Source organism: Lactococcus cremoris subsp. cremoris NBRC 100676, from assembly GCF_001591705.1.
Classification (GTDB): Bacteria; Bacillota; Bacilli; order Lactobacillales; family Streptococcaceae; genus Lactococcus; species Lactococcus cremoris.
In genome coordinates, this window is the sequence record NZ_BCVK01000017.1 from 17927 (window position 1) to 39059 (window position 21133).

Genomic DNA, 21133 nt, shown 5'->3' on the forward strand with positions numbered 1-21133 from the left:
TGCTTTTTCCTTTTTTACTTCTTAATAAGTCCGCTCTTCCCCTTGAGAAGTTAAAATTACTGGACCATCTTTGGTAATGACAAATTGATGTTCATATTGACAAGATAAGCTTCCATCAAAAGTCACATAACCTCGTTCACCATCATGATCGATTTCCCAATCACCTGTATTAATCATTGGTTCAATGGTTAAAACCATTCCTTCACGAAGACGAAGACCACGACCCGCACGTCCATAATGTGGAACCATTGGTTCTTCATGCATTGTTGGGCCAACACCATGTCCTACAAGGTCACGAACGACACCATAGCCACGACTTTCAGCATATTCTTGAATCGCTGCCCCAATATCTCCAATGCGATTTCCAACTTTAGCCTGTTCAATACCAAGATAGAGGCATTCACGAGTAACGTCCATCAAGTTTTTTACTTCCTCAGAAACTTCACCTACAGCATAAGCCCAACAAGAATCGGCCACTCCACCACGAAATTCTTCTTGATATTTAACCATTGACTCAGCATCATCAAAGTCAAGTTTTGAAACATCAACAGAGCCGTCTTCAACTAAGCCAAGTACCATGTCGACTTTAATCAAATCACCCTCTTTAAGAATTTGATGACGTGGAAAAGCATGAGCAACTTCATCATTCAAGCAGCAACAAGTGGCATAAGGGAAGGGATTATAATTTCCTTCATCTACACCAATTTGTAAAGGTAAAACATTTTTTTCTTTACAAACTTTGCGGACATATTCTTCAATTTCCCACATGTCGATACCTGGTTTAATCAAATCACGAAGACCAATATGGATATCTGCCAAAATTTTACTACTGCGTTCCATTTGTTCGATTTCACGTTGAGATTTTAATGTAATCAATTTATTCTTTCCTTCTAAAGTTCTGAGAATAGACTCATTTCTTTTTATTTAAATTAATATTTTGAAGTGACTCATACTTCATCGAAAAATAAATAGCTATTTACTGGGGTTACTGAATTCTTATGAGATAGTATTTATGCCTGTATCTATAAGAATTTTCTTCGACAATCATGAGCCTTTTCAAAATGATTTGAAATGCTGAGCAATTCAATTAATTATTTCTAATCAATCCGAGTTTGCTTAGTATAAATACACTCTATTTTACCATAAAATTCACCATTACTTGGTGTTTTTTATATAAATCGGAAGTAAAACTTCATCGACCAATTCTTTGATTTGTTCATCATTCATTGATTGGCCCTCAAGCAACATATGATATCGAGTCATTTGAAAGGGAAGAACTTTGGCTGATTGTCCAATTTTTTCACGCGCTTCTCCTCTTTCCTGAGCTCTGGCTAGTAAACGTTCCATGATAATCAGATTGCTTGGAAGGACATTACCAACAGTCGATTCAAGAACATTTTTTCCTTGAGATTGCATAAATGAGACGAAAGCTAAAAAACCTTTAGGATAGAGTAAAAAATTTTCTCTCATAAAAGTTAAAAGTTCAATCAAATCTTGCCGTAAGCTTCCTTTATTGATTTCTTGATCAATGACATTCCCACGCCATTTAGGATTTTGTGAAATATTAAAACGTACGGCTTCAAAAATCAAGTCAAAAACATCATTCCAATACCGATAAAGCACACTTCGGGTCGTTTTTGCTTCTTTTGCAACATTTTGAAAGGTTACTTTTTCATAACCTTCATTTTCTAAAATATTAATTGCCGCTTTATAAATTGCTTCTTTAAGTTCGCTTCCTCTTCTTCGAGATTGAATTGGCGTTTTTTTTACTTTTTCTTCAAGCATAAGAGACCTCTTGTTTCTTATTTCTATTATATCATCATTCTTATCTAATACCAAAAACCAAAATTAGATACAAAAAGAATCTTATTGTTGACAAATAAAACTTTAAGTTTTATAATATCTTTTGTAAATAAGATACAAAATGTATCTGAATTGAATTTTTAGATTTTTCTAAGTTTATCAAGGCTTAGTTTTCGCTTAAGCGAAAAGAAAGGAAGCCATTATGGCAAAATCAAAAAAAAAAAATTACCAAAAGAGTTGACTCGAAATGCTTGGATACTAGTTGTTGGTGCAATTGCTCCCATGCTTGACTCCACCATGGTCAATATTGCAATTAACAAATTACAAAGTGATTTACATACCTCTCTTGACATGATTCAATGGGCAATCACAGGTTATGTACTTGCCCTTGCTGTAGCCGTACCTGTTTGTGGTTATGTGGTCAATCATATTGACGGAAAAAAAGTCATGCAATGGTCCCTCCTTAGTTTTGGACTTTTTAGTTTTTTATCAGGAATTGCTTGGAATATTGATAGTTTTATCATTTTCCGAGCCGTTCAAGGATTTTCTGCAGGTTTCATTACTTTACTGATGACCACCTTGCTGATGCAAATTACACCTCCTAATAAACTTGGTCAGTTAATGGCCGTTGTTTCTACACCGATTATTCTTTGCCCAATCATCGGTCCTGTTCTTGGTGGTGCTATTGTTTCTGGAGCCAATTGGCATTGGATATTCTATGTCAATATTCCAGTTGTTATTATTGCTGTTTTACTTAATCATTTTTATCTAAGTTCTTTCAAACCTTTTAATCCAAAAGCAAAATTGGACTGGTTTGGTACCCTTCTTCTTGCTGGGGGCTCTGTTGGATTAATATATGGCATGATGAAAGGTTCAACGAATGCTAAAAATTTTTTCAATAGTCAAATGATTACTTTTGTCCTCATTGGTTTATCTTTATTTATTATTTATGGAATTTATAATCAAATTCGGAAAAATAATACCGTTCTTCCTTTAAGATTTTTCAAATCTAAACATTTTACTGCAGCAAATATAGGAATTTTTCTAGCCGGAATTGCTTCTAATGGTCCTATGCTTCTTCTTCCTCTCTTTTTCCAAAATACCAAAGGATTTACAGCCATAGAAGCAGGTTTGATGTTAATTCCCCAAGGTCTTGGAATGATGGCAACTCGCCCCTTGATTGGAAAAATGATTGACCGACTTGGAGCAAGACCAGTTGTTCTGGTTTCAATTGCTATTTCCCTTCTAGGAACGGTTCCTTTCATTTTCGTTCAAGAAAATACTAATTTAATTTGGTTAGGACTGGTTTTATTTATTCGCGGAATGGGAATTGGTGGCCTGCAAATGCCAATGATGACTGATATCTTCATTGGTTTAGATAAACAAGATATTCCTGGTGCATCAGTAGGTCAAAGAATCATTCAAAATGTCGGTTCATCTTTTGGTTCAGCCGTTATTTCTGCGGTAGTTACTGCTGTTGTAACATCAGAAATTGCTGGACAGATGACGACTAAACTGCATCAATTAGCAAGCTCTACATACCACTTTAACTCCCACGGTTATTGCGACTGCAAAAACTTCTGTTGAAAAAGCAGTGACTCTTAATGGTTATCAACTTGGTTTTCTTGTCTCTTCAATTGTTTTGATTATCATTGCTCTTCCAGCAATATTCCTCTCACAAAAGAAGAGCGTGAAATAATATTCATAGTTTTTAGCTTTGATTTCACTTGAATTTTGTTATAATTGAATTGAATCATCACAATGATAGATAGACAAATATTAATCAATTAACTGAGCTTGGTACGTAAAATCTATACGTTCCTTGTATCTTATAGGAGAGTGAAAAATGCCTTTAGCAAAAATTGTATATGCAAGTATGACAGGAAATACTGAAGCTTGTGCCGATATTGTCGCTGATAAACTTGAAGAATTAGGTTTTGAAGTAGAACTTGATGAATGTACTTCTGTTGATGCAGATGATATGGCTGATGCTGATCTTTGTATCGTTGGAACATACACTTACGGTGACGGTGAGTTACCTGACGAAATTGTTGACTTTTACGAAGAATTAGCTGAGGTTGATTTATCTGGTAAAATTTACGGTTGTTTCGGTTCAGGCGATACTTTCTATGATGATTTCTGTATCTGCGTCGATATGTTTGAAGCGCAATTTGAAAAAACAGGGGCAACTAAAGGAGCAGAGCTCGTTCGTGTCGATTTGTCACCTGAAGATGAAGACGAAGCCCATCTTGAAGCTTTTGCAGAAACTTTAGCGGCTCACTTTAACTAATGTTAAAACATAAAAATTACTGACAAGTATGAAAAAAAAAGCTGACAGAAATTCTGTCAGCTTTTTTATCTACGATTCAATGCTCACTCTGCCATAGAGAGACTTCTTGGACAAGCTGAACTCATATCTATGATGTGAGTTTGTGGCTGGGTCGTATTGATCTGTCAGTAATTTTTTATTCTACCATTTCAATTTCACTGTCAAAATATTGCTCTTGAAAATGGTCTGCCTTTTCGATTTCTGATTTTGTGAAATTTTCAGCTGGACTGGTCAATACACATTTATCTTCAACATCATCTTTTCTGTGAATAATAGCAATGCGTTTTCCAGTGAATGTTTTGAGAGCTTTTTGATTCTCAGGTAAATTGGACAAAATATAGACATCTTGTTCTTCGCCGTCTCCTGCGATAAGTCCCTCGATGTATCCATAGTTTATTGGATAAACTGTCCCATGATGAATTGTTCCAATTGGTCGGTCAATTTTTGCAATGTAGTTTGTCATCAATTTTCTCCTATCAACAGTTTTTTGTCAGTGCTTTAGCTTCTTCTAAAAAATTCAAACTTTGTTCAATTTCTTTTATTCTTTCGATTAATTCTACTTTCTGCTCTTCTAATAACTCTAATCTTTTCTGACGACTTTTTGCACCTAATTGTTTGAGATCAGAAAAATATTTGATTTCAGAAAGTTTCATGCCCGTTTTTTTCATATTTTCGATAAATCTCAGCCAGTCAAGGTCAGAATCATCAAATTCTCGGTAATGATTGGTTTTTCTTTTCGTCTGTAAAAGTCCAATTTGTTCATAATAACGCAAGGTTGCAGTCGTTAATCCTGTTTGCTTTGCGATTTCTGATATTTTATACATGCTATCCAATCTTTTTTACTTGCCTTCAAGTTCACTTGAAAGTTTATACTGAGTATATCACAAAACAAAGGAGTTTTTATGTCACACACATTTTTACAAAAACAGATTAGTTTTGTTCTTACAACAATGATTATCTCGTTTTCTTTATTTTATATCAATCTCAATATTCTCAAACTTGGATTTACAAATTTCCCATGGTTACTGTGGTTGCGCTCCTGGGCAATTGTTTATCTTTTATTGCTCATTTTATCTCGTTTAATTCCACCTCTGGTGAATCGAGTTTTTAAAAAGTTTGGAGGTCAATAATGTTTAATAAAGGAAACAAAGTCGAAAAACCTGCTTATTCAGGTTTACCTTTTTATTTGAATATTTTAGACGACAATATTTTTGCAATGGTTGAACAGTTGACTTTCCCTATTGGTTCACGAACAAATTGGCACAAAAATCCCTGTGGACAAACCATTTTGGTGACTAAAGGAGCGATGATTTATCAAGAAGAAGGCAGCGTTCCCCGTCTTTTACTCTCTAACACAGTGATTACTATTAAAGAGAATATCAATCATTGGCATGGTGCTATTTCGGAAGAAAATTCTTGTTTATTAATTACTTACAAAAGCAACGGGGATGAATTGGTCACTTTTACTGATTCCGTCAGCGATATTGATTTTAAAAAAGCACTGATAAATGCAAAGTAAAAATTGTAAAGAATAGAATAGGACACAAAAGCTGTCAAAATGAATTGACAGCTTTATTTTTTACTGGGGAAGATTCAGTCCGTCAGCAAGGACAGCCCTATCAGCAAATATAGGTGTTTCTTTAGTATTTACGAGCCAAAATCAATTTCTGTCATAGGATAGTCGTTAGCGCTTGAGCGCTTACGAATATGCTAGGGTTTTCATCAGTAATTTACAATGAAAACATCAAAATCCCAGCTGCTACAGCCACATTTAAAGATTCCGCTTGTCCTGGCATGTCAATATGAACAAGCTTGTCAGCAGATTCCACGGCAAAGTCTGATACTCCAGCTCCTTCATTGCCCATGACCAAAGCAAAAGATGATTCCTCAACAGTTTTATAAGATACAGAATTTGCTGATAGCGTTGTTGTCAAAATTGAAATTTTTGCTTGTTTGAGCGCAGCAAAACATTCTTCTTCATTCATGCGGGCAATCGCTAAATGAAAATTTGATCCTTGCATTGAACGCATAACCTTCGGACTATAAAGGTCTGCCGTTTCACCAAGTAAAATAACAGCTGAAAAGCCGGCTGCATCAGCCGTTCTAATCATGGTTCCGACATTTCCTGGATCTTGCACATTTTCTAAAAGTAAAAATTTTGATGCTGAAAAATCAATAACTTCTTCAATTTTTGCCACTTCAGCAATCAGTCCTTGTGGACTTTCGCTGTCAGCTAAAGATTTTAGTACATCTTTACTGACCAGATTTACAGATAAGTCTGTCAGTGATTTTTCAGACCCAATCATTGCTGTCAGTTTAGCCAGCTTATTTTCTTCAACAAAAATTTGCTTTATTGAATGACCTGCTTTCAGTGCTTCCTCCAACAGATGAAATCCTTCGATGAGATATGAATTTTTGCGGTATTTTTTTGTCAGCAATTTTCTTGCTTCTTTAACTTTTTTATTATCTTTTGAACTGATGATTTCCATTCTCTTATTTTATCAGATTTTTGCCAATCTTGCTTGTGCTTATGCTATAATAAAAGAAAACGTTTTAAATAAACAAGTCACTTAATAATTTAACGAATGAAAGGAGCTAAAATGTTCAAAGTAAAAATGATTGTTTCTGGACGAGTTCAAGGAGTCGGCTTTCGCTATTTTGTTATTATAAGTGCCCGTGAATTAGGAATTTTAGGTCGTATTTGGAATAATGATGATGGTACCGTTGGTATCCTTGCCCAAACTGATGACTCCCAAAAATTAGAAGAATTTACGGCCCTTATTCGTGGCGAAAAATCTTCCAAAGGTCGTCTTTCTCCCTTTGCGAAAGTAACTTATGTCGAGTCGACTCCTACAAGTTTCCCTGATTTTACCGATTTTAATATCAAATATTAAAAAAATACTGACAGATTTTCCGTCAGTATTTTTTTATCAATTTATAAGCGATTGCTTGTCAGTATATTTTTCCAGAAGTTCTAAAACCATCAATAAATTTCTTTTATCAATATGATAAGCCACAGCAGCTTTAACCGCTGGTTTTGCACAAAAAGCAATTCCAAGACCAGCAGCATTTAACATCGGAATATCATTTGCCCCATCCCCAACAGCGACTACCTCAGACAAATCCAACTTATTTTCCTTGGCCCACTGCTTCAATCTTTCCAATTTGAAACTTTTATCGACAATCGTTCCATAAGTTTCGCCAGTCAAATAACCCTCTTGCACAGCCAACCGATTGGCAAAAACATAATCTAGTTTTAAATCTACAGCCAATTTATCCACAATTTCATGAAAACCACCCGAAACGACACCAACTTTCCAACCTCTGCCATGTAAAGTTTCAATCAGCCCAGTCGCTCCATTTGTCAAATGAATTTCTTTATAAATTTCATCAAAAATCGTCGTTCGTAGCCCTGATAGTAAGGCTACTCTTTCTTTCAAAGCTTCTTTAAAGTCCAACTCGCCTGACATAGCAGCCTCCGTAATTTCAGAGATTTTTTCACCTAAGCCTGCTTTTTCTCCCAAGAGGTCAATGACTTCCTCCTCAATCAAGGTGCTATCGACATCCATCACAAGTAATCCTTTTACTGTCATTTTTCCTCTATCCTACTTGTCTTTCAAAAATATTTATGATCAAATTTAAAATAAATTTGGATTCTCAATTAAACGTACACGCACAATATTTTCAGAAGCTTCAAAACGCGAAACCAAAGCGGCCAATTTTCTTTCGTCTTTTTCATCTAAATCAAGTAATGTATAAGCAAAATCCCCTTGACCACGATTGACAATGTTAGCGATATTAATATTTTCTTCGGCAACTGCTATAGAAATTTGCGCCACAACGTTTGGCACATTTTTATTGATTAAGGTCACACGATAAGGCGTATTTAACTCTTGCAAAACACGCGGAAAGTTGACTGAATTAATAATCTCACCCGTTTTCAAATAGGTTTGAACAGAATCAAGAGCCATCCGAGTACAATTTAAGCTGGCTTCTGCTGTTGAGCCCCCTAAATGAGGAGTCAAAAAAACTTGAGGGTGATGATAAAATTTTTCAGAACCAAAATCGGTGCCAAAGAAACGAACAATCCCTTCATCAATCGCCTTAAGAATGGCTTCTTTATCAGAAATCTCATCTCGAGCATAATTCAGCAAAATCACTCCATTTTTACATTTTGATAAATTTTTCCAATTAAGCATTCCCTTTGTTTCATCAGTCGCTGGCGTGTGAACCGTAATATAATCTGCTTTCTCAAAAATTTCTGACAAATCATTGACCCGTTTGACATGATGTGACAAATTCCAAGCATGCTCAATTGAGAGATATGGGTCATAACCAATCACTTTCATCCCTAAACGCTGTGCATCATTAGCAACTTTTGAGCCAATATTTCCAAGACCAATCACACCTAAAGTTTTTCCAGAAATTTCTGAACCAGAAAATGCTTTTTTCCCGTTTTCAACTGCAACGTCAATGGCCTTATCATTTCCTTTTTGTCCTGTCAGCCATTTATTGGCAGGTTTCAAATTACGGGTCCCAAAAATCATCATTGACAAGACCAACTCTTTGACCGCATTAGCATTCCCACCAGGGGCATTAAATACAACAATTCCTTTGCTTGCGCATTTTTCAATCGGGATATTATTAAATCCAGCCCCCGCACGTCCAATGGCCAACAGTTCTTTTGAAAATTCATAATCATGAAAAGGTTGGGCACGACAAATAAAAGCGTCCGCTTTGTTTTCTGGTACTTGATTGACAGCAAATTGTTCGCCAACTTCATCCAGAGCAACTTGGTCAATATTATTTCCTATTGTTTTAATCTGATAAGTCATTTATTTTCCTCTTCAAATTCCTTCATAAATTTAACCAATTCAAGCACACCTTCTATTGGAAAAGCGTTGTAGATACTTGCTCGCATTCCCCCAACCGACCGATGACCTTTGATTGATTTAAAACCTTTTTCTTCGGCTTTTTGCACAAATAAAGCATCCAGTTCCTTACTTGGACTGGTAAAGACAACATTACATATCGACCGCTCTGCTTCATTTAGAACTGGGCTCTGATAAAAATCCGACTGGTCAATTAAATCATAAAACATCCGAGCTTTTTGACGATTTATTGCTTCAAGTTTTTTAACTCCGCCTTGTTCTTTGACCCATTTGAAAACTAAACCAGCCAAATAAATAGCAAAGGTTGGCGGTGTATTATACATAGAGCCATTCTGAGCCAAAATACGGTAGTCCATCATTGATGAAAGACTTTCTTTTTGATTCAATAAATCTTCACGAATAATGACAATTGTCAAACCGGCAATCCCTAGATTTTTTTGAGCTCCAGCATAAATTAAACCAAATTTACTCACATCATAATCAAATGCCAAAATATTTGAACTCATATCAGCAATTAAAGGAACAGAATTAACTTCTGGTAGATTTTCTGGAAAAATAGTCGTTCCTTCAATGGTATTATTTGTTGTTATATGCAAATAAGCTGCCATTTTCTCATCAACTTTGGACTTATCAATTTTCAAAAGATGATTATAATGTTCTGATTGAGTTGAGCCCAAACTGATTGCTTCAAAATCTAAGGTCTGACTCAATTTTACTGCCTCATCATAAGCCTTTTTTCCAAAAGCCCCTGAGATTGCATAATAAGCTTTTTTCCCAAGAGCCAAATTCATTGGAATCATTGAGAATTGAGTCGAAGCCCCGCCTTGTAAAAATAATATTTTATAGTTTTGAGGAATGGACATCAAGTCACGCAAATTACTTTGCGCCTCATCAATGACTTCTTGAAAAGATTTGGATCGATGTGAAATTTCCATCACTGACATACCGCTTTTTTCAAAGTCTAACAGTTCTTCTTGAACTTTTTTTAAAACTTCCTTTGGAAGTACACTAGGTCCTGCACCAAAATTATAAATCATCGATTTCACTTCCTCAAATTATTTATTAATCACTATTATAATATAATTTTCTGATAATTCAAATATAAAAAAATACTGTTCGACAAAAATCACATCAATGATGTGAACTTCTGTCTAAACAGCATTTTACCAATTTAATAAATCAAGTAATAACATGTTCCATTCAACTTCTTTGGCGTAAAAAATATTTCCACCATTAGAATAGAGCTTTCCTTGGTTGTAAAATAAAGAATCAAAAGTCAAATGATAATAAGTCTCACCAGTCGTATTTCCTAAACTTGGGGCAACGACATCTTTGGAATATGCTTTTGAAAGAGCAATCGTATTCTTGGCTCCATGGGCCGCAATATAATCAACATAAGCTCTTCCATAGTTATAGGCCTGAACTCCCGTCCAAGCATCAACTTTCTTTTCTGATGCGTATTCTAATACCTTTGAAAGATTAGCAATCCCCTGTTTGATACTTTCTTCCTCTGTGGAAAAGGTATTTGTTTTTCCATTCAAGCTTTCGCTGGACTGCATGATATCAACTTGTTTTCCTTTAGTTTCAGTATAAATAATCGCAAGCGCTAACTTTGTATCCCCGCTTAAACCTTGTGCTTTCAGGGTTTTCTCAACCTCTGCTTCATAAGACATTACATGTTTCACATTTTCATGCATACGGTAAACGTAAAAACCACCGAATACAAGAAGTATCAGCATTATTAATCCAATTAATTTTTTAAACATATCACTTACCTAAATTTTTCTGACCGACTTTTAATTAATTCTCTTCAATTAATTTTTTCACTAGTACATTTCAATATTTTTATGCGGTCATTTTTATATAAGTTCTATTATAACACTTCTCGTTTAAATTTAACTTAATATAAAAAAATTAGACAAAAATTATTGTCTAATTTTTTTATATTATAATGGGAATTGATGTGTTAACTCTAAAGCAGCTTTTCTAACTTCTTCGAGTTTTTCTTGGTTGTCATGATTAACCAAGGCATTAGAAACTAATTGAGCAACTTTTCGAGCTTCAGCTTCCTTAAATCCTCTTGATGTGATTGCTGCCGCACCAATTCGCACTCCTGAGGTTTTAAATGGAGATAAAGTTTCGTCTGGTATGGCCTCTTTATTAAGCGTGATATGAACGCTATCTAATAAGTCCTGTGCTTCTTTCCCATTAATTCCAAGATCTAAGACCTTCAAATTAAGTAAGTGATTATCTGAGCCTCCTGCAATCAAACGTAGTCCTTCAACCTTAGCAAACTCATCAGCCATTGCTTGAGTATTTTTAATGACTTGTTCAATATATGTAGCAAATTCTGGGTCAAGTGCTTCTTTAAAAGCGACTGCTTTAGCAGCAATCACGTGTTCTAAAGGTCCACCTTGCGTTCCAGGGAAAATTGCAGAATTGATTTTTTTAGCCAAGACTTCATCATTGGTTAAAATCATTCCACCGCGTGGGCCTCTTAAAGTTTTATGAGTTGTTGTTGTGACAACATCAGCATAAGGAAGTGGATTGGGGTGAGCACCAGTAGCCACTAAACCAGCAATATGAGCCATATCAACCATTAATTTCGCACCAACGCTATCAGCAATCTGACGGAATTTAGCAAAATCAATCAAACGTGAATAGGCAGAAGCCCCTGCCACAATCAGTTTAGGTTGAACTTCTTTAGCAATTTTAAGAATTTCTTCATAATCTAAAAGCTCTGTTTGAGGATTTACCCCATAAGGGACAAAATGATAAGTTTTTCCTGAAAAATTGACTGAAGCTCCGTGCGTCAAATGACCACCAGCGTTTAAATCCATTCCTAGAACTGTATCTCCTGATTGAATTAATGCCATATAGGCTGCAGCATTGGCTTGAGAACCTGAGTGAGGTTGAACATTGACAAATTTTGCACCGAAAAGTTCTTTTGCACGGTCAATTGCCAAATTTTCCACAACATCAACCGCTTCTGTACCACCATAGTAACGTTTCCCTGGGTATCCTTCGGCATATTTATTCGTCAAAACAGAACCTTGTGCTGCCATCACTGCCTTTGAAACAATATTTTCAGAAGCAATTAATTCAATATTTTGTTGCTGGCGAATTTCCTCAGCATGAATGGCCGCCCACAATTCTGGGTCAAAGCTTTCAAAATCTTCTTTATCAAAAATCATTCGTTCTCCTTGTATGTCTATTGGGGATATTTTTAAAAATATAAGTAGAATTTTATAGTCTTAAACGCTATAAACTTAATCAGTTAAATTATGATTTACTTTCGCAAGCAAACTTTTAACTCTAAAACTATTATATCGGCTAAAGCACATTTTTTGAAATATGTTGGCTTAGAAATCTTCAGCTTGCCAAAGATTGTTCGGAAATTTTTAGATTACTTTTTCTCAGCATATTTTATTCAATTTGTCCAAGTTCAGGAACTTTTTTAAGTAGTTCTGCCTTAGTTACTGCCCCTTGACGTAATAATTTTGGTTTTTCTTGCGTCAAATCAATGATGGTCGTATCTAATCCATAGATGTTATCATCTTGAACAGCGACTGCAGCATTTTCCAAAATTTCTTGACTTAGATCGGCAAAGAAACTTGGACTTTTAGAACCGGTTAAATTAGCGGAAGGTCCAACCAAAACACCGACTTCTTTAATTATTTTTTGGGTCACTGCTATGTTGGGCATTCTAAAACCAACAGTGCTTTTGCCAATATGAATCCATTCAGGAACTTCGCTAGAAGCTTCTAAAATGATAGTTAGAGGACCAGGAAGAAATGCATCAACAATTTTACCTAAATAATCTGGTGGGTTGATGGAATATTTTAGAATATCTTCAAAACTTGAAACATTCATATTTAAAGCTTTTTCGGTTGGACGTCCTTTAACCGAATAAAGTTTTTGGACCGCTTGCTCATTCATGGCATCTGCAAATAAACCATAAACTGTTTCAGTTGGTAAAACCACTAATTGTCCATTTTTTAGCGCTTTTACTGCTCTCGCTGTCATTCGATTTTTACTATTATTTTCTTTTTCTGATTGTTTATCTAAATCTTTTTGCAGTTTATTTGCTTCAATAAAAAAATTTTCTCTGATATCTTTCAAATCATCTGGTACTTTATAAGGACGGCGAAAAAGAAAGCCAATAATACCATAAAATCCACCTTCAACTTTTTCAAGTTCATTAGCAAAATTATTGAGTCCGCCTTGAACAAAGTTCAAAGTTTCTTTAGCTTGGTCTATCTTGTTGGATTCAATCAAAGTTTTGACATCTTTTAATTGCACTTGCAAAAAAGAGGACATCGTACGCAAATCATTTTCAACTTTCATTTTAACTTCTTTCTTAAATATATTTTATCTTTTAATTGCTGTTTCCCTTCAAAAATGGGTTGGTCATAATTTTCAACAAAATAATTGCTTATTATATGAGTAATTTCAAAACCACATTTTTCATAAAATTCAACATTCCCTGAAATATCATCTGTTCCAAGAATAAGCTCATCAGCTGCTAAATTTTCTTTCAAATAAGTGATAAGTTGCTTCATCATTTGCTGACCAAATCCCTGTCCTTGAAAACTAGTTTCTACAGCGAAATTCTCAATTTCAAAAGTATTTTTTTGTTTTTTTATGACTACAGCACAAGCAACGGTCTTACCATTTTTTAATGACAGAGTAAATAAATCACCATTTTCCAGATAATTTTCTAAATGCGGACCATCATCAGCTAATAATAATATTTGTAAAAAATCTTTTTTTTGCTGAAATACTTGTTCAAAAATTAAAGAATTCATTTTTCTCCTTAAATATACCAACAGTAGCTTTTATCGTTTGACACTAATCATTCTATCTTTTCCAAATATATCCTGGTGAATACTAACAAGCCTGTCAGTAAATTTTTCTTGAAAAATAGCTTGAACAGCTTTTCCTTGCTTATAGCCAATTTCCAAATAAATTTTTCCATCATCTGTCAGATGGTTGACCGCTTGGTCAGCAATTTTTTGGTAAATTGCTAAACCTTGATTTTGGGCAAAAAGGGCCAAATCAGGCTCATATTTAATGACAGAATCATCCATTTCATACGTTTCATCAAAAGCAATATAGGGGGGATTGGAAACTATGATATCAAACCTGTCAGTAAGTTCATCCATCACATCTGATTGAATAAATTCCAAATTGACATGATTCATTTTCGCATTTTCAGCCGCCAATTCTAGCGCATTTTGTGAAATGTCAGAAGCTTTTACTGACCAATTTTGCCGAGCTTTAGCTAAAGAAATTGCAATTGCTCCGGAGCCCGTTCCAATATCTAAAATTTTCAGCGAATCATTGTTATTTTCAGTTAAAATCATTTCAACTAATTCTTCAGTTTCTGGACGTGGAATGAGCACTCGCTCATCAACCTTAAATTTTAATTCATAAAATTCTGCCCAGCCCACAATATATTGTGGGGGTTCGTTTTTAATCAAACGTTCTGATAGCTCTGTCAGTAAATTTAACTCTTGGTCAGTAATTTTTTCACGCATTAAATTCAACCAAGATAACTTATTAAGTTCATGTAAATTTCGCCAGACAAACTCTAACTCAAAAGGTTCTTCTAAATCTGCTGATAAAGTTCGCACAGCTTCAATCCAAAGCATTATACTTTTCCACTTTCTAAGACTTTTTATTTTTTCTAATCTCTTTTAAATTACTCTTTCAAGTATAGCAAAAAAGCCCAATAAAATCAGGCTTTATCAACTTATCAGTCCAATGTAAATCCTTGTTTTTTCAAAAAATCTGCCAGGTCCTCACGACGAGGATTCGTAAGAAAATCACTCATCTCCTGTGACCAATTTGTCGACTTTTGATGATGACTGCGATTGGCATAATATTCTGCCGTTTGCTCGTTATAAGTACTTAAATCAGTCAATGATTCATGATTATAACCATTGATTGACAAAATATTTGCTTTTGGCAAACGTGGTTTTACTTCGTTTCGGCTATTTGGTAGACCAATTGTCAGTCCAAAAAGTGGAAGTGTCAATTCTGGTAAATTTAACAACTCTGTCACTTTAGACGTGTCATTACGAATTCCACCAATATAACAAATGCCAAGCCCCATAGATTCAGCTGCTACTGTCATATTCTGAGCAGCAATTGTAGTATCAACAATGGCAACTGTCAAAGCTTCCATATTACGAAGAGCTTTCACATCTTTATTCTCCGCCCTTAAAATCTGAGCTTGCCGATACCAATCAGCCACAAAAACATAAAATACACCCGTTTGATTCACATAAGCGTCCGAACCAGAAATTTTAGCAATTTCACATCGTAAATTAACATCCGCTACCTCAATAATTGAATAGGCCTGTATAAAATTTGACGAAGCACCGGATTGTGCTGCTTTTAGCAGTAAATCTTTTGTTTGAGCCGGCAAAGGTTCAGCTTTAAAATCACGAACTGACGCGTGAACTAACATTTTTTCAATTGTTTGATTCATAATTTTATTCTCATTCATCAAAATTAAATTCCTCCCTACTGACAGGTTTCATTTTAGAACTAACTTCTATTTTGACTACTTTTATTTCTAAATCAATGGTGAAATTCTCGTCAGAAGATAAGCACATAGGGGAACCTTTATTTCCTGAGGTGAAAAAAGCAAGGCATACTGTTTTCGATTTTGATTTGTTTCATCGACCAGCTCCGCCAAAGTTCCAATCTTTGCTCCAAGTTCTGAAAAAGTCTTACGTATTGGGTTTTTACTGTATTTACCAAACTCTGATAAAGGTAAACTTTTCTTAGTTTGGCTCCAATCTTTACCTTTTTTAACTTCTTGCCAAAGGCGGCAGTAATTATTTCCCTTAAATTTTTCAATGGACATCCGTGTCCTTTGTGCTCGGTGCAAATGATGCGAAAGAGACTCTATCTTTTCTGCAACTACCCAGCTATCCCCATTTTTTCCCACACAATAAAGCAAATCAAAAGACTCATTTAGCCCTTTGACCTGAAAAATCGTCACATCTGTTAAGACATTATTCACTTTTTTTGAGGTTTGCATCGTCCGTTGTTCATGACCAACTTCTCGAATGACAAAATCTTCAAATTCAAAATTCATTATTTATTTAATTCTTCTAATTTCTTCGTTTGGTCATAAACAATCAGAGCATCAATCACTTCATCCATTTTACCAGATAAAATACTATCCAATTTTTGTAAAGTCAAACCAATTCGGTGGTCAGTTACACGATTTTGTGGGAAATTGTAAGTTCTAATCCGCTCAGAACGGTCACCTGTTCCGACAGTTGATTTACGCTCTGCATTTTGTTTGTCCAATTCAATTTGTTGATAGTAATCAAAAACTTTCGTATTCAACAACTTAATGGCTTTATCGCGATTTTTTTGCTGTGTCCGTTCTTCTTGCATCTCAACTTTAATCCCTGTTGGCAAGTGAACCATCCGCACGGCTGTGGCAACCTTATTGACATTCTGACCACCGGCACCAGACGCATGATAAATATCCACGCGCAAATCTTTTTGCTCAATTGTCATTTCGAATTCTTCAACTTCAGGCATCACAAGCACTGTCGCTGTCGAAGTATGCACGCGCCCTTGTGTTTCTGTTACAGGGACACGTTGTACTCGGTGAGCACCAGATTCATATTTCAATTTTGAATAAACAGATGGACCCGAAATCAAAGCTGAAACCTCTTTATAACCCCCAATACCAGTGATATTCGCTTCCATAATTTCAAACTTCCAACCTTGAGATTCAGAAAAATGTTGATACATATTTAATAAATCACCCGCAAAAAGCGCCGCTTCATCCCCACCAGCAGCTCCACGAATTTCTAAAATAATATTTTTACCATCGTTTGGATCTTTAGGCAAAAGTAAAATTTTGATTTCTTCTTCAAGAACTTCTTTTTGTGATTTTGCTGATGAAAGTTCTTCTTTGAGCATTTCTTTCATTTCATCATCAAGTCCACCCTCACCAAGCATTTCTTCGCTATCAGAAATTGTTTCAAGGACTTTCTTGTATTCATTATAAGTCGCCACTTTATCCCGTAAATCTGCTTCTTCACGTGATAATTCCATAAAACGCTTTGTATCCGAAACTACTTCTGGGTCAGATAATAACTCACCCAATTCTTCATATCTTCCAACTATTGACTCTAACTGATCAAACATTTCTTTATTTCCTTTAATTATTTTTTAGTTTTTAATGGTAAATTTTTTGCCATATTTACAAAAGAATCCCATTGTGTCACATCTTGTAGCATGTCCTTTTTAAAAATCATCACTTGATTTCTTCCTTGAAAAAAGTGAACACGTTCTGAAAAAATCTCAACATTTCGTACATTCATTTGAGCTTTAATTTGTTCCTCTGTCACATACATGTCAAGCTCTTGTGGCTTAAAATTTTTCAAAAAACGGCTTTTCAGTTGCCAATGTAAAAAAAGATTCCCTAAAACAAGCACAAGCAGTGCAGAAACGACTGGCCAAATCCATTGTCCTTTACTCATCAACAAATTAACAACTAAAAAAACCAGCATGATTCCTGAAAAAACCAGCATCATTCGCTTAGTCATTTGTCCGAGAATTCTTTGATAATCTTCCCCTGTGATTGTTCCTTTAAAATGATAAAACATCTATTTCCTCCTAGATTTCTGGTTTAAAATAATGCTTCCGGCAAACCGGAATATAAGTTTCATTTCCACCAATCTGTAACTGTTCACCTTCATAGACTGGTTTACCGTCAATTGTTCGAATAACCATCGTCGCTTTTTTACTACAATACCAGCAAATTGTTTTAATTTCTTCAATTTTATCAGCAAGTAAAAGCAGGTATTTAGACCCTTCAAAAAGTTCATTACGAAAATCATTTTTCAAACCAAAGGCCATGACTGGAACATTCAATTCGTCGACTACTCGCGCAAAATCATAGACATGTTTTTTATTTAAAAATTGTGCCTCATCAATTAAGACACAAAAAGGTTTAGCAGACAGGCTATTCACATAATCAAAAACAGACATTTTATCATCAATTGCGATAGCTTCTGCTTTCATACCAATCCGACTCGCAACTGTTCCAACACCAGCACGGGTATCTAGGCTTGATGTCATCAAGAGAACTGGCTTGCCCTGTTCCTCATAATTATGAGCCACTTTCAAAATCTCAATTGACTTTCCTGAATTCATCGTACCATATTTGAAATATAATTGCGCCATATCATCTCCCTCGTTTCCTTATTTTTCCTCAAAGTTACCTATCCTTACCAATACTAATTTATTGAGTATTGATAAGAGTAGTCCATTTCCTCATATTTCCCCAAATTAATTTTCTTTTGGTGCTTATATGGTGCTTGCTTAGATTTTCTATGGTACTTCATGGTGCTTATTATAAATTCAAATTCTCTAGCTTCAACTGCAAATCTTGTCGATTTTCAGGAAGAACATGCGTGTAAACTCCGTTTGTAATTCGAGCATCCATATGCCCCACACGCTCCATAACAGCCTTTTGAGGTGCTCCTAGAAAAGCTAACACTGTAATATGAGAATGTCGCAACATATGCGCTGAAAACTGTTTATAATTCTTACCAAACAGATTGGCACGAGCGCCCTCAATTTTCAAATAAGTGTTAATATCCGCATTACGAATTTGAACCCCATTTGATTTCACAAATACAAATTTTGAACCATATTTATCTTTACGAAAATTTTCAAGAATCTCAAGACAACGGTCATTTAGAGTGACATAACGAACTGATTGAGGATTTTTAGTTGGTCCTAGCTTTTTAAGATTACAGTTCCAACTCAATTGAATATAAATCACTCGTTTCAAAATATCTACATGTGACCATTGAAGACCAGAGGCTTCGCCAATTCTCAAACCTGTTAGAAACAAAAATTCTACAAAGTCTGCACGTTTAAAATCATCTTTTTCTACTGCATGACTTCGCCAACTCTTCAAAAATTTTCGCATTTCATCCATAGTGAAAAATTTTTCTTTCCACTTGGCAAGACTTTCAGCCGATTTTTTTTGTTTAGGAAGTATGATACAGTTCATGATATTCTCATGTGTAAATCCCATTGAATAAGCATATTGAAAAATATGTCCTATGCGCAAAGCTATGGTGTGCCGTGTCGTATTAGAATACTTATTAGAAAATAAATATTCTTGCATTTCTTTTGGCTCAATGCTAATTATTTCACGCTGTCCAAATTTTTTTATAAAATCTTTTAAACCATACGTTTCTGAGAGATATGTGGATTCAGCCAATTCAGCTTGACGAATTTTTCTTGATTCCGCATAACACTCGTTTATGGTTTTTGGTGCTTCTTCAGCTTCTTTTTCTTCTGAAAGTTTTTCTGCTATTTTCAGTTCAAGTTCAGTTCGTGCTTGACTTTGAGCCTCACGACCACCTGAATTTTTGGTTACAGAAACTTGTTTCCATTTGTCTTGCTTATCTTGATATTTTTCAAAGAACTTCCATTTACCATTGGGTTGTTGCTTTTTATACATTTCACTCCTATCTTTATATAAAATAGAGAGTAACCAGATACTCTCTATTTTATCACAAATTACAATATTTTTTTACGTGCTTCGGAGCGGAATTTTAAAAATTTTTCATACCCCTCAATAGAGATATTCACACGTCCATGACTGGGTTGCAAGATATACTTTGAAAACTCAGGATTTCTTCGCATTCTAGTTAAGTCATTTGAGAGTGTCCCTTTTGCCACACCAAAAATATCACAAATTTCTTCTTTATTTCCATATAATTTTTCCATAAACATCACACTTTCAAAATTTCATTGAGAAACTGAATCAAATCAATCTCTTGCGGATAATCCCAACAGATTTCTGTTAATTCAAAAGGTAAACGCGTCATATCAGCCAAATCAATGATACTTGCCTTTTTGCGTAACGCATTGTATTTCGCTTTTGTGGCTTTGGACAACTCCGCAAAGAGTTCTGGATGTTCATCTTTTGAAAGAAATATAATTTTTTCCTGTGGCGAAAGTTCAATATAATTTCTATCTTCAAAATCAAGTTGAACAATGGGAGTATCTGAGAGAAATCGAAATTCTTTTTTCAGTTGATTTTCAATGAAACCTGAGCCGTGTAATTCAAATTCTAAGCGCCAAAGCTGATCGAATTTCTGAACTTCTTCTTGTGCAATTTTATCTCCTTTTTCTGTCCGCTCTTTTTTCTTATCATACAAGCGAATAATAAATTCATCGCCACTTCCTGCGTATCGTGTTTCTATTTTGCCATCTGTACCAAAGAAAATTTTCTTTTTGGAGCGACCGCCTAAAATAAACGAAGATAAATCACGCTCAAAGTCTAGTGCAATATCAATCCTTGAAATACTGACTTCTTCTAATAATGGAACTAAATAGTCAAAGACATAGTTCAGATTGTCTTGACCAGATTTAGCAGGATTGAACTCTAAGTAGAAGTTCTTTGTTTTCATTCTCTTAGCTTTAATGGGCATATAGCTCACATAAAAATTTTCTGTACTATCACGAAATAATTGTCCGTAAAATCCAGCGTATTCTCCGTTGGATTGAAGTTCGATCACATCCCAAAACTGGCAAAGATTTTGAAAGACTTGATTTCCTCCAAGTTCAATATTTCCCATAATGGTTAAGCGGTCAATCTTGATAGACACAAAGCCATATTTCTCTGAGAGCTGAGTTCTAAGGTTTAATTTTTGACCCTCTAGCGGGCTGTTAGAAATACCCGCTGATTCATTCATTTGTTTAACTGTATTATTCATTGATTTTTTGTCCTTTTTAAATAAGCTCAGGAGAGATTCTTTGTTTGCCTTTGGCACAAAATCTCTCCTGATTTTTATTTTCTTGTGCCTTTCAACCATAGTGAGTTTCCATGTCGCTCAAAACCTGAAATCAAATATTCAGGATAAGCATTTGAGACTTCTTCTTTTATTTCTGAAACCACCTCTTTCAACATTTTTTGAGCTTGGTGTTCTTTGGGTAACTTGGTATAAAGTAACAATTCTTCATTATTCACATCCATCACAATTTTTCTGATGGCTTTGTTGTAGTCTGAGATAACCATATCTGCTTTAGAAGTCTTATCCTCTGA

Annotated in this window: 25 protein-coding genes and 2 pseudogenes; 5 read left to right on the forward strand and 22 right to left on the reverse strand. The window is 35.0% G+C overall.

Features of this window, described 5'->3' with window-relative positions:
* Window positions 1-21: 21 nt before the first annotated feature.
* Window positions 22-876 (reverse strand): methionyl aminopeptidase, encoded by an 855-nt coding sequence (locus tag LLA01S_RS04405; protein WP_015082136.1) that lies wholly within the window; start codon window positions 874-876, stop codon window positions 22-24.
* A gap of 279 nt (window positions 877-1155) precedes the next feature.
* Window positions 1156-1785 carry a TetR/AcrR family transcriptional regulator gene (locus tag LLA01S_RS04410; RefSeq protein ID WP_011675750.1) on the reverse strand — a complete coding sequence of 210 codons (630 nt, stop codon included), beginning with the start codon at window positions 1783-1785 and terminating at the stop codon, window positions 1156-1158.
* A gap of 228 nt (window positions 1786-2013) precedes the next feature.
* Between LLA01S_RS04410 and LLA01S_RS04415 the strand changes: the two are divergent.
* A pseudogene (locus tag LLA01S_RS04415) lies at window positions 2014-3502 on the forward strand (MDR family MFS transporter).
* A gap of 147 nt (window positions 3503-3649) precedes the next feature.
* Complete coding sequence (locus LLA01S_RS04420; RefSeq protein ID WP_011675748.1) at window positions 3650-4093, forward strand: flavodoxin; 444 nt, start codon at window positions 3650-3652, stop codon at window positions 4091-4093.
* A 175-nt stretch (window positions 4094-4268) separates the two neighbouring features.
* Here LLA01S_RS04420 and LLA01S_RS04425 read toward each other — a convergent pair whose 3' ends face one another.
* Together LLA01S_RS04425 and LLA01S_RS04430 are read right to left on the reverse strand one after the other, a co-directional pair.
* The gene (locus tag LLA01S_RS04425; RefSeq protein ID WP_061777913.1) at window positions 4269-4595 is read right to left on the reverse strand and encodes an inorganic diphosphatase; all 327 of its coding nucleotides are present in this window, start codon (window positions 4593-4595) and stop codon (window positions 4269-4271) included.
* A gap of 13 nt (window positions 4596-4608) precedes the next feature.
* Entirely contained in the window at window positions 4609-4956 is a 348-nt protein-coding gene (locus tag LLA01S_RS04430) for a MerR family transcriptional regulator (protein WP_011675746.1), read from the reverse strand.
* 78 nt (window positions 4957-5034) lie between these two features.
* Here LLA01S_RS04430 and LLA01S_RS12735 point away from each other — a divergent pair, with 78 nt between their 5' ends.
* Window positions 5035-5262 carry a hypothetical protein gene (locus LLA01S_RS12735; protein WP_011675745.1) on the forward strand — a complete coding sequence of 76 codons (228 nt, stop codon included), beginning with the start codon at window positions 5035-5037 and terminating at the stop codon, window positions 5260-5262.
* Window positions 5262-5651 carry a cupin domain-containing protein gene (locus LLA01S_RS04440; protein ID WP_011675744.1) on the forward strand — a complete coding sequence of 130 codons (390 nt, stop codon included), beginning with the start codon at window positions 5262-5264 and terminating at the stop codon, window positions 5649-5651. Before LLA01S_RS12735 ends, LLA01S_RS04440 begins: the two co-directional genes overlap by 1 nt.
* Before the next feature lie 211 nt (window positions 5652-5862).
* Here the strand turns inward: LLA01S_RS04440 and LLA01S_RS04445 are convergent, their stop codons facing one another.
* A complete protein-coding gene (locus LLA01S_RS04445; protein WP_015082133.1) occupies window positions 5863-6621 on the reverse strand; it encodes a TrmH family RNA methyltransferase in 759 nt (252 codons plus the stop codon).
* A 111-nt stretch (window positions 6622-6732) separates the two neighbouring features.
* Between LLA01S_RS04445 and LLA01S_RS04450 the strand changes: the two genes are divergently transcribed.
* Entirely contained in the window at window positions 6733-7026 is a 294-nt protein-coding gene (locus LLA01S_RS04450; RefSeq protein ID WP_011675742.1) for an acylphosphatase, read from the forward strand.
* Window positions 7027-7062: 36 nt separating this feature from the next.
* Here LLA01S_RS04450 and serB read toward each other — a convergent pair whose 3' ends face one another.
* The 17 genes and pseudogenes from serB to LLA01S_RS12525 form a co-directional block, all read right to left on the reverse strand.
* A complete protein-coding gene (gene serB, locus LLA01S_RS04455) occupies window positions 7063-7725 on the reverse strand; it encodes a phosphoserine phosphatase SerB (protein WP_011675606.1) in 663 nt (220 codons plus the stop codon).
* A gap of 45 nt (window positions 7726-7770) precedes the next feature.
* Window positions 7771-8967 (reverse strand): 3-phosphoglycerate dehydrogenase family protein, encoded by a 1197-nt coding sequence (locus LLA01S_RS04460; RefSeq protein ID WP_061777914.1) that lies wholly within the window; start codon window positions 8965-8967, stop codon window positions 7771-7773.
* Window positions 8964-10061, reverse strand: a complete 1098-nt coding sequence (gene serC / locus LLA01S_RS04465) for a 3-phosphoserine/phosphohydroxythreonine transaminase (RefSeq protein ID WP_061777915.1) — start codon at window positions 10059-10061, stop codon at window positions 8964-8966. The genes LLA01S_RS04460 and serC overlap by 4 nt, the downstream gene beginning before the upstream one ends.
* Window positions 10062-10187: 126 nt before the next feature.
* On the reverse strand, window positions 10188-10790 hold the full coding sequence (locus tag LLA01S_RS04470; RefSeq protein WP_011675603.1) for a lysozyme family protein: 603 nt from the start codon (window positions 10788-10790) through the stop codon (window positions 10188-10190).
* A 180-nt stretch (window positions 10791-10970) separates the two neighbouring features.
* Window positions 10971-12218 carry a serine hydroxymethyltransferase gene (gene glyA, locus LLA01S_RS04475; RefSeq protein WP_021166332.1) on the reverse strand — a complete coding sequence of 416 codons (1248 nt, stop codon included), beginning with the start codon at window positions 12216-12218 and terminating at the stop codon, window positions 10971-10973.
* A 232-nt stretch (window positions 12219-12450) separates the two neighbouring features.
* Window positions 12451-13050, reverse strand: coding sequence for an L-threonylcarbamoyladenylate synthase (locus LLA01S_RS04480; RefSeq protein WP_031286750.1), 600 nt, complete (start codon window positions 13048-13050; stop codon window positions 12451-12453).
* Between the two features lie 317 nt (window positions 13051-13367).
* Window positions 13368-13832: a GNAT family N-acetyltransferase gene (locus tag LLA01S_RS04485; RefSeq protein ID WP_011675600.1), complete on the reverse strand. Its 465-nt coding sequence runs from the start codon at window positions 13830-13832 to the stop codon at window positions 13368-13370.
* 30 nt (window positions 13833-13862) lie between these two features.
* Complete coding sequence (prmC, locus tag LLA01S_RS04490; protein WP_011675599.1) at window positions 13863-14678, reverse strand: peptide chain release factor N(5)-glutamine methyltransferase; 816 nt, start codon at window positions 14676-14678, stop codon at window positions 13863-13865.
* A 104-nt stretch (window positions 14679-14782) separates the two neighbouring features.
* Window positions 14783-15538, reverse strand: a complete 756-nt coding sequence (gene nfsA, locus LLA01S_RS04495) for an oxygen-insensitive NADPH nitroreductase (protein ID WP_011675598.1) — start codon at window positions 15536-15538, stop codon at window positions 14783-14785.
* A 69-nt stretch (window positions 15539-15607) separates the two neighbouring features.
* Window positions 15608-16135 (reverse strand): hypothetical protein, encoded by a 528-nt coding sequence (locus LLA01S_RS04500; RefSeq protein ID WP_015082127.1) that lies wholly within the window; start codon window positions 16133-16135, stop codon window positions 15608-15610.
* A complete protein-coding gene (prfA, locus tag LLA01S_RS04505; protein ID WP_011675595.1) occupies window positions 16135-17208 on the reverse strand; it encodes a peptide chain release factor 1 in 1074 nt (357 codons plus the stop codon). The genes LLA01S_RS04500 and prfA overlap by 1 nt, the downstream gene beginning before the upstream one ends.
* Window positions 17209-17225: 17 nt before the next feature.
* Complete coding sequence (locus tag LLA01S_RS04510; RefSeq protein WP_021166329.1) at window positions 17226-17669, reverse strand: hypothetical protein; 444 nt, start codon at window positions 17667-17669, stop codon at window positions 17226-17228.
* A 10-nt stretch (window positions 17670-17679) separates the two neighbouring features.
* On the reverse strand, window positions 17680-18249 hold the full coding sequence (locus tag LLA01S_RS04515) for a thymidine kinase (RefSeq protein ID WP_011675593.1): 570 nt from the start codon (window positions 18247-18249) through the stop codon (window positions 17680-17682).
* Between the two features lie 169 nt (window positions 18250-18418).
* Window positions 18419-19543 carry a tyrosine-type recombinase/integrase gene (locus tag LLA01S_RS04520; protein WP_061777916.1) on the reverse strand — a complete coding sequence of 375 codons (1125 nt, stop codon included), beginning with the start codon at window positions 19541-19543 and terminating at the stop codon, window positions 18419-18421.
* Between the two features lie 59 nt (window positions 19544-19602).
* On the reverse strand, window positions 19603-19812 hold the full coding sequence (locus LLA01S_RS04525; protein WP_014573057.1) for a hypothetical protein: 210 nt from the start codon (window positions 19810-19812) through the stop codon (window positions 19603-19605).
* Between the two features lie 5 nt (window positions 19813-19817).
* Window positions 19818-20861: a hypothetical protein gene (locus LLA01S_RS04530; protein WP_011675590.1), complete on the reverse strand. Its 1044-nt coding sequence runs from the start codon at window positions 20859-20861 to the stop codon at window positions 19818-19820.
* Window positions 20862-20878: 17 nt separating this feature from the next.
* Window positions 20879-21133, reverse strand: a pseudogene (locus LLA01S_RS12525) (hypothetical protein); the annotation flags it as partial.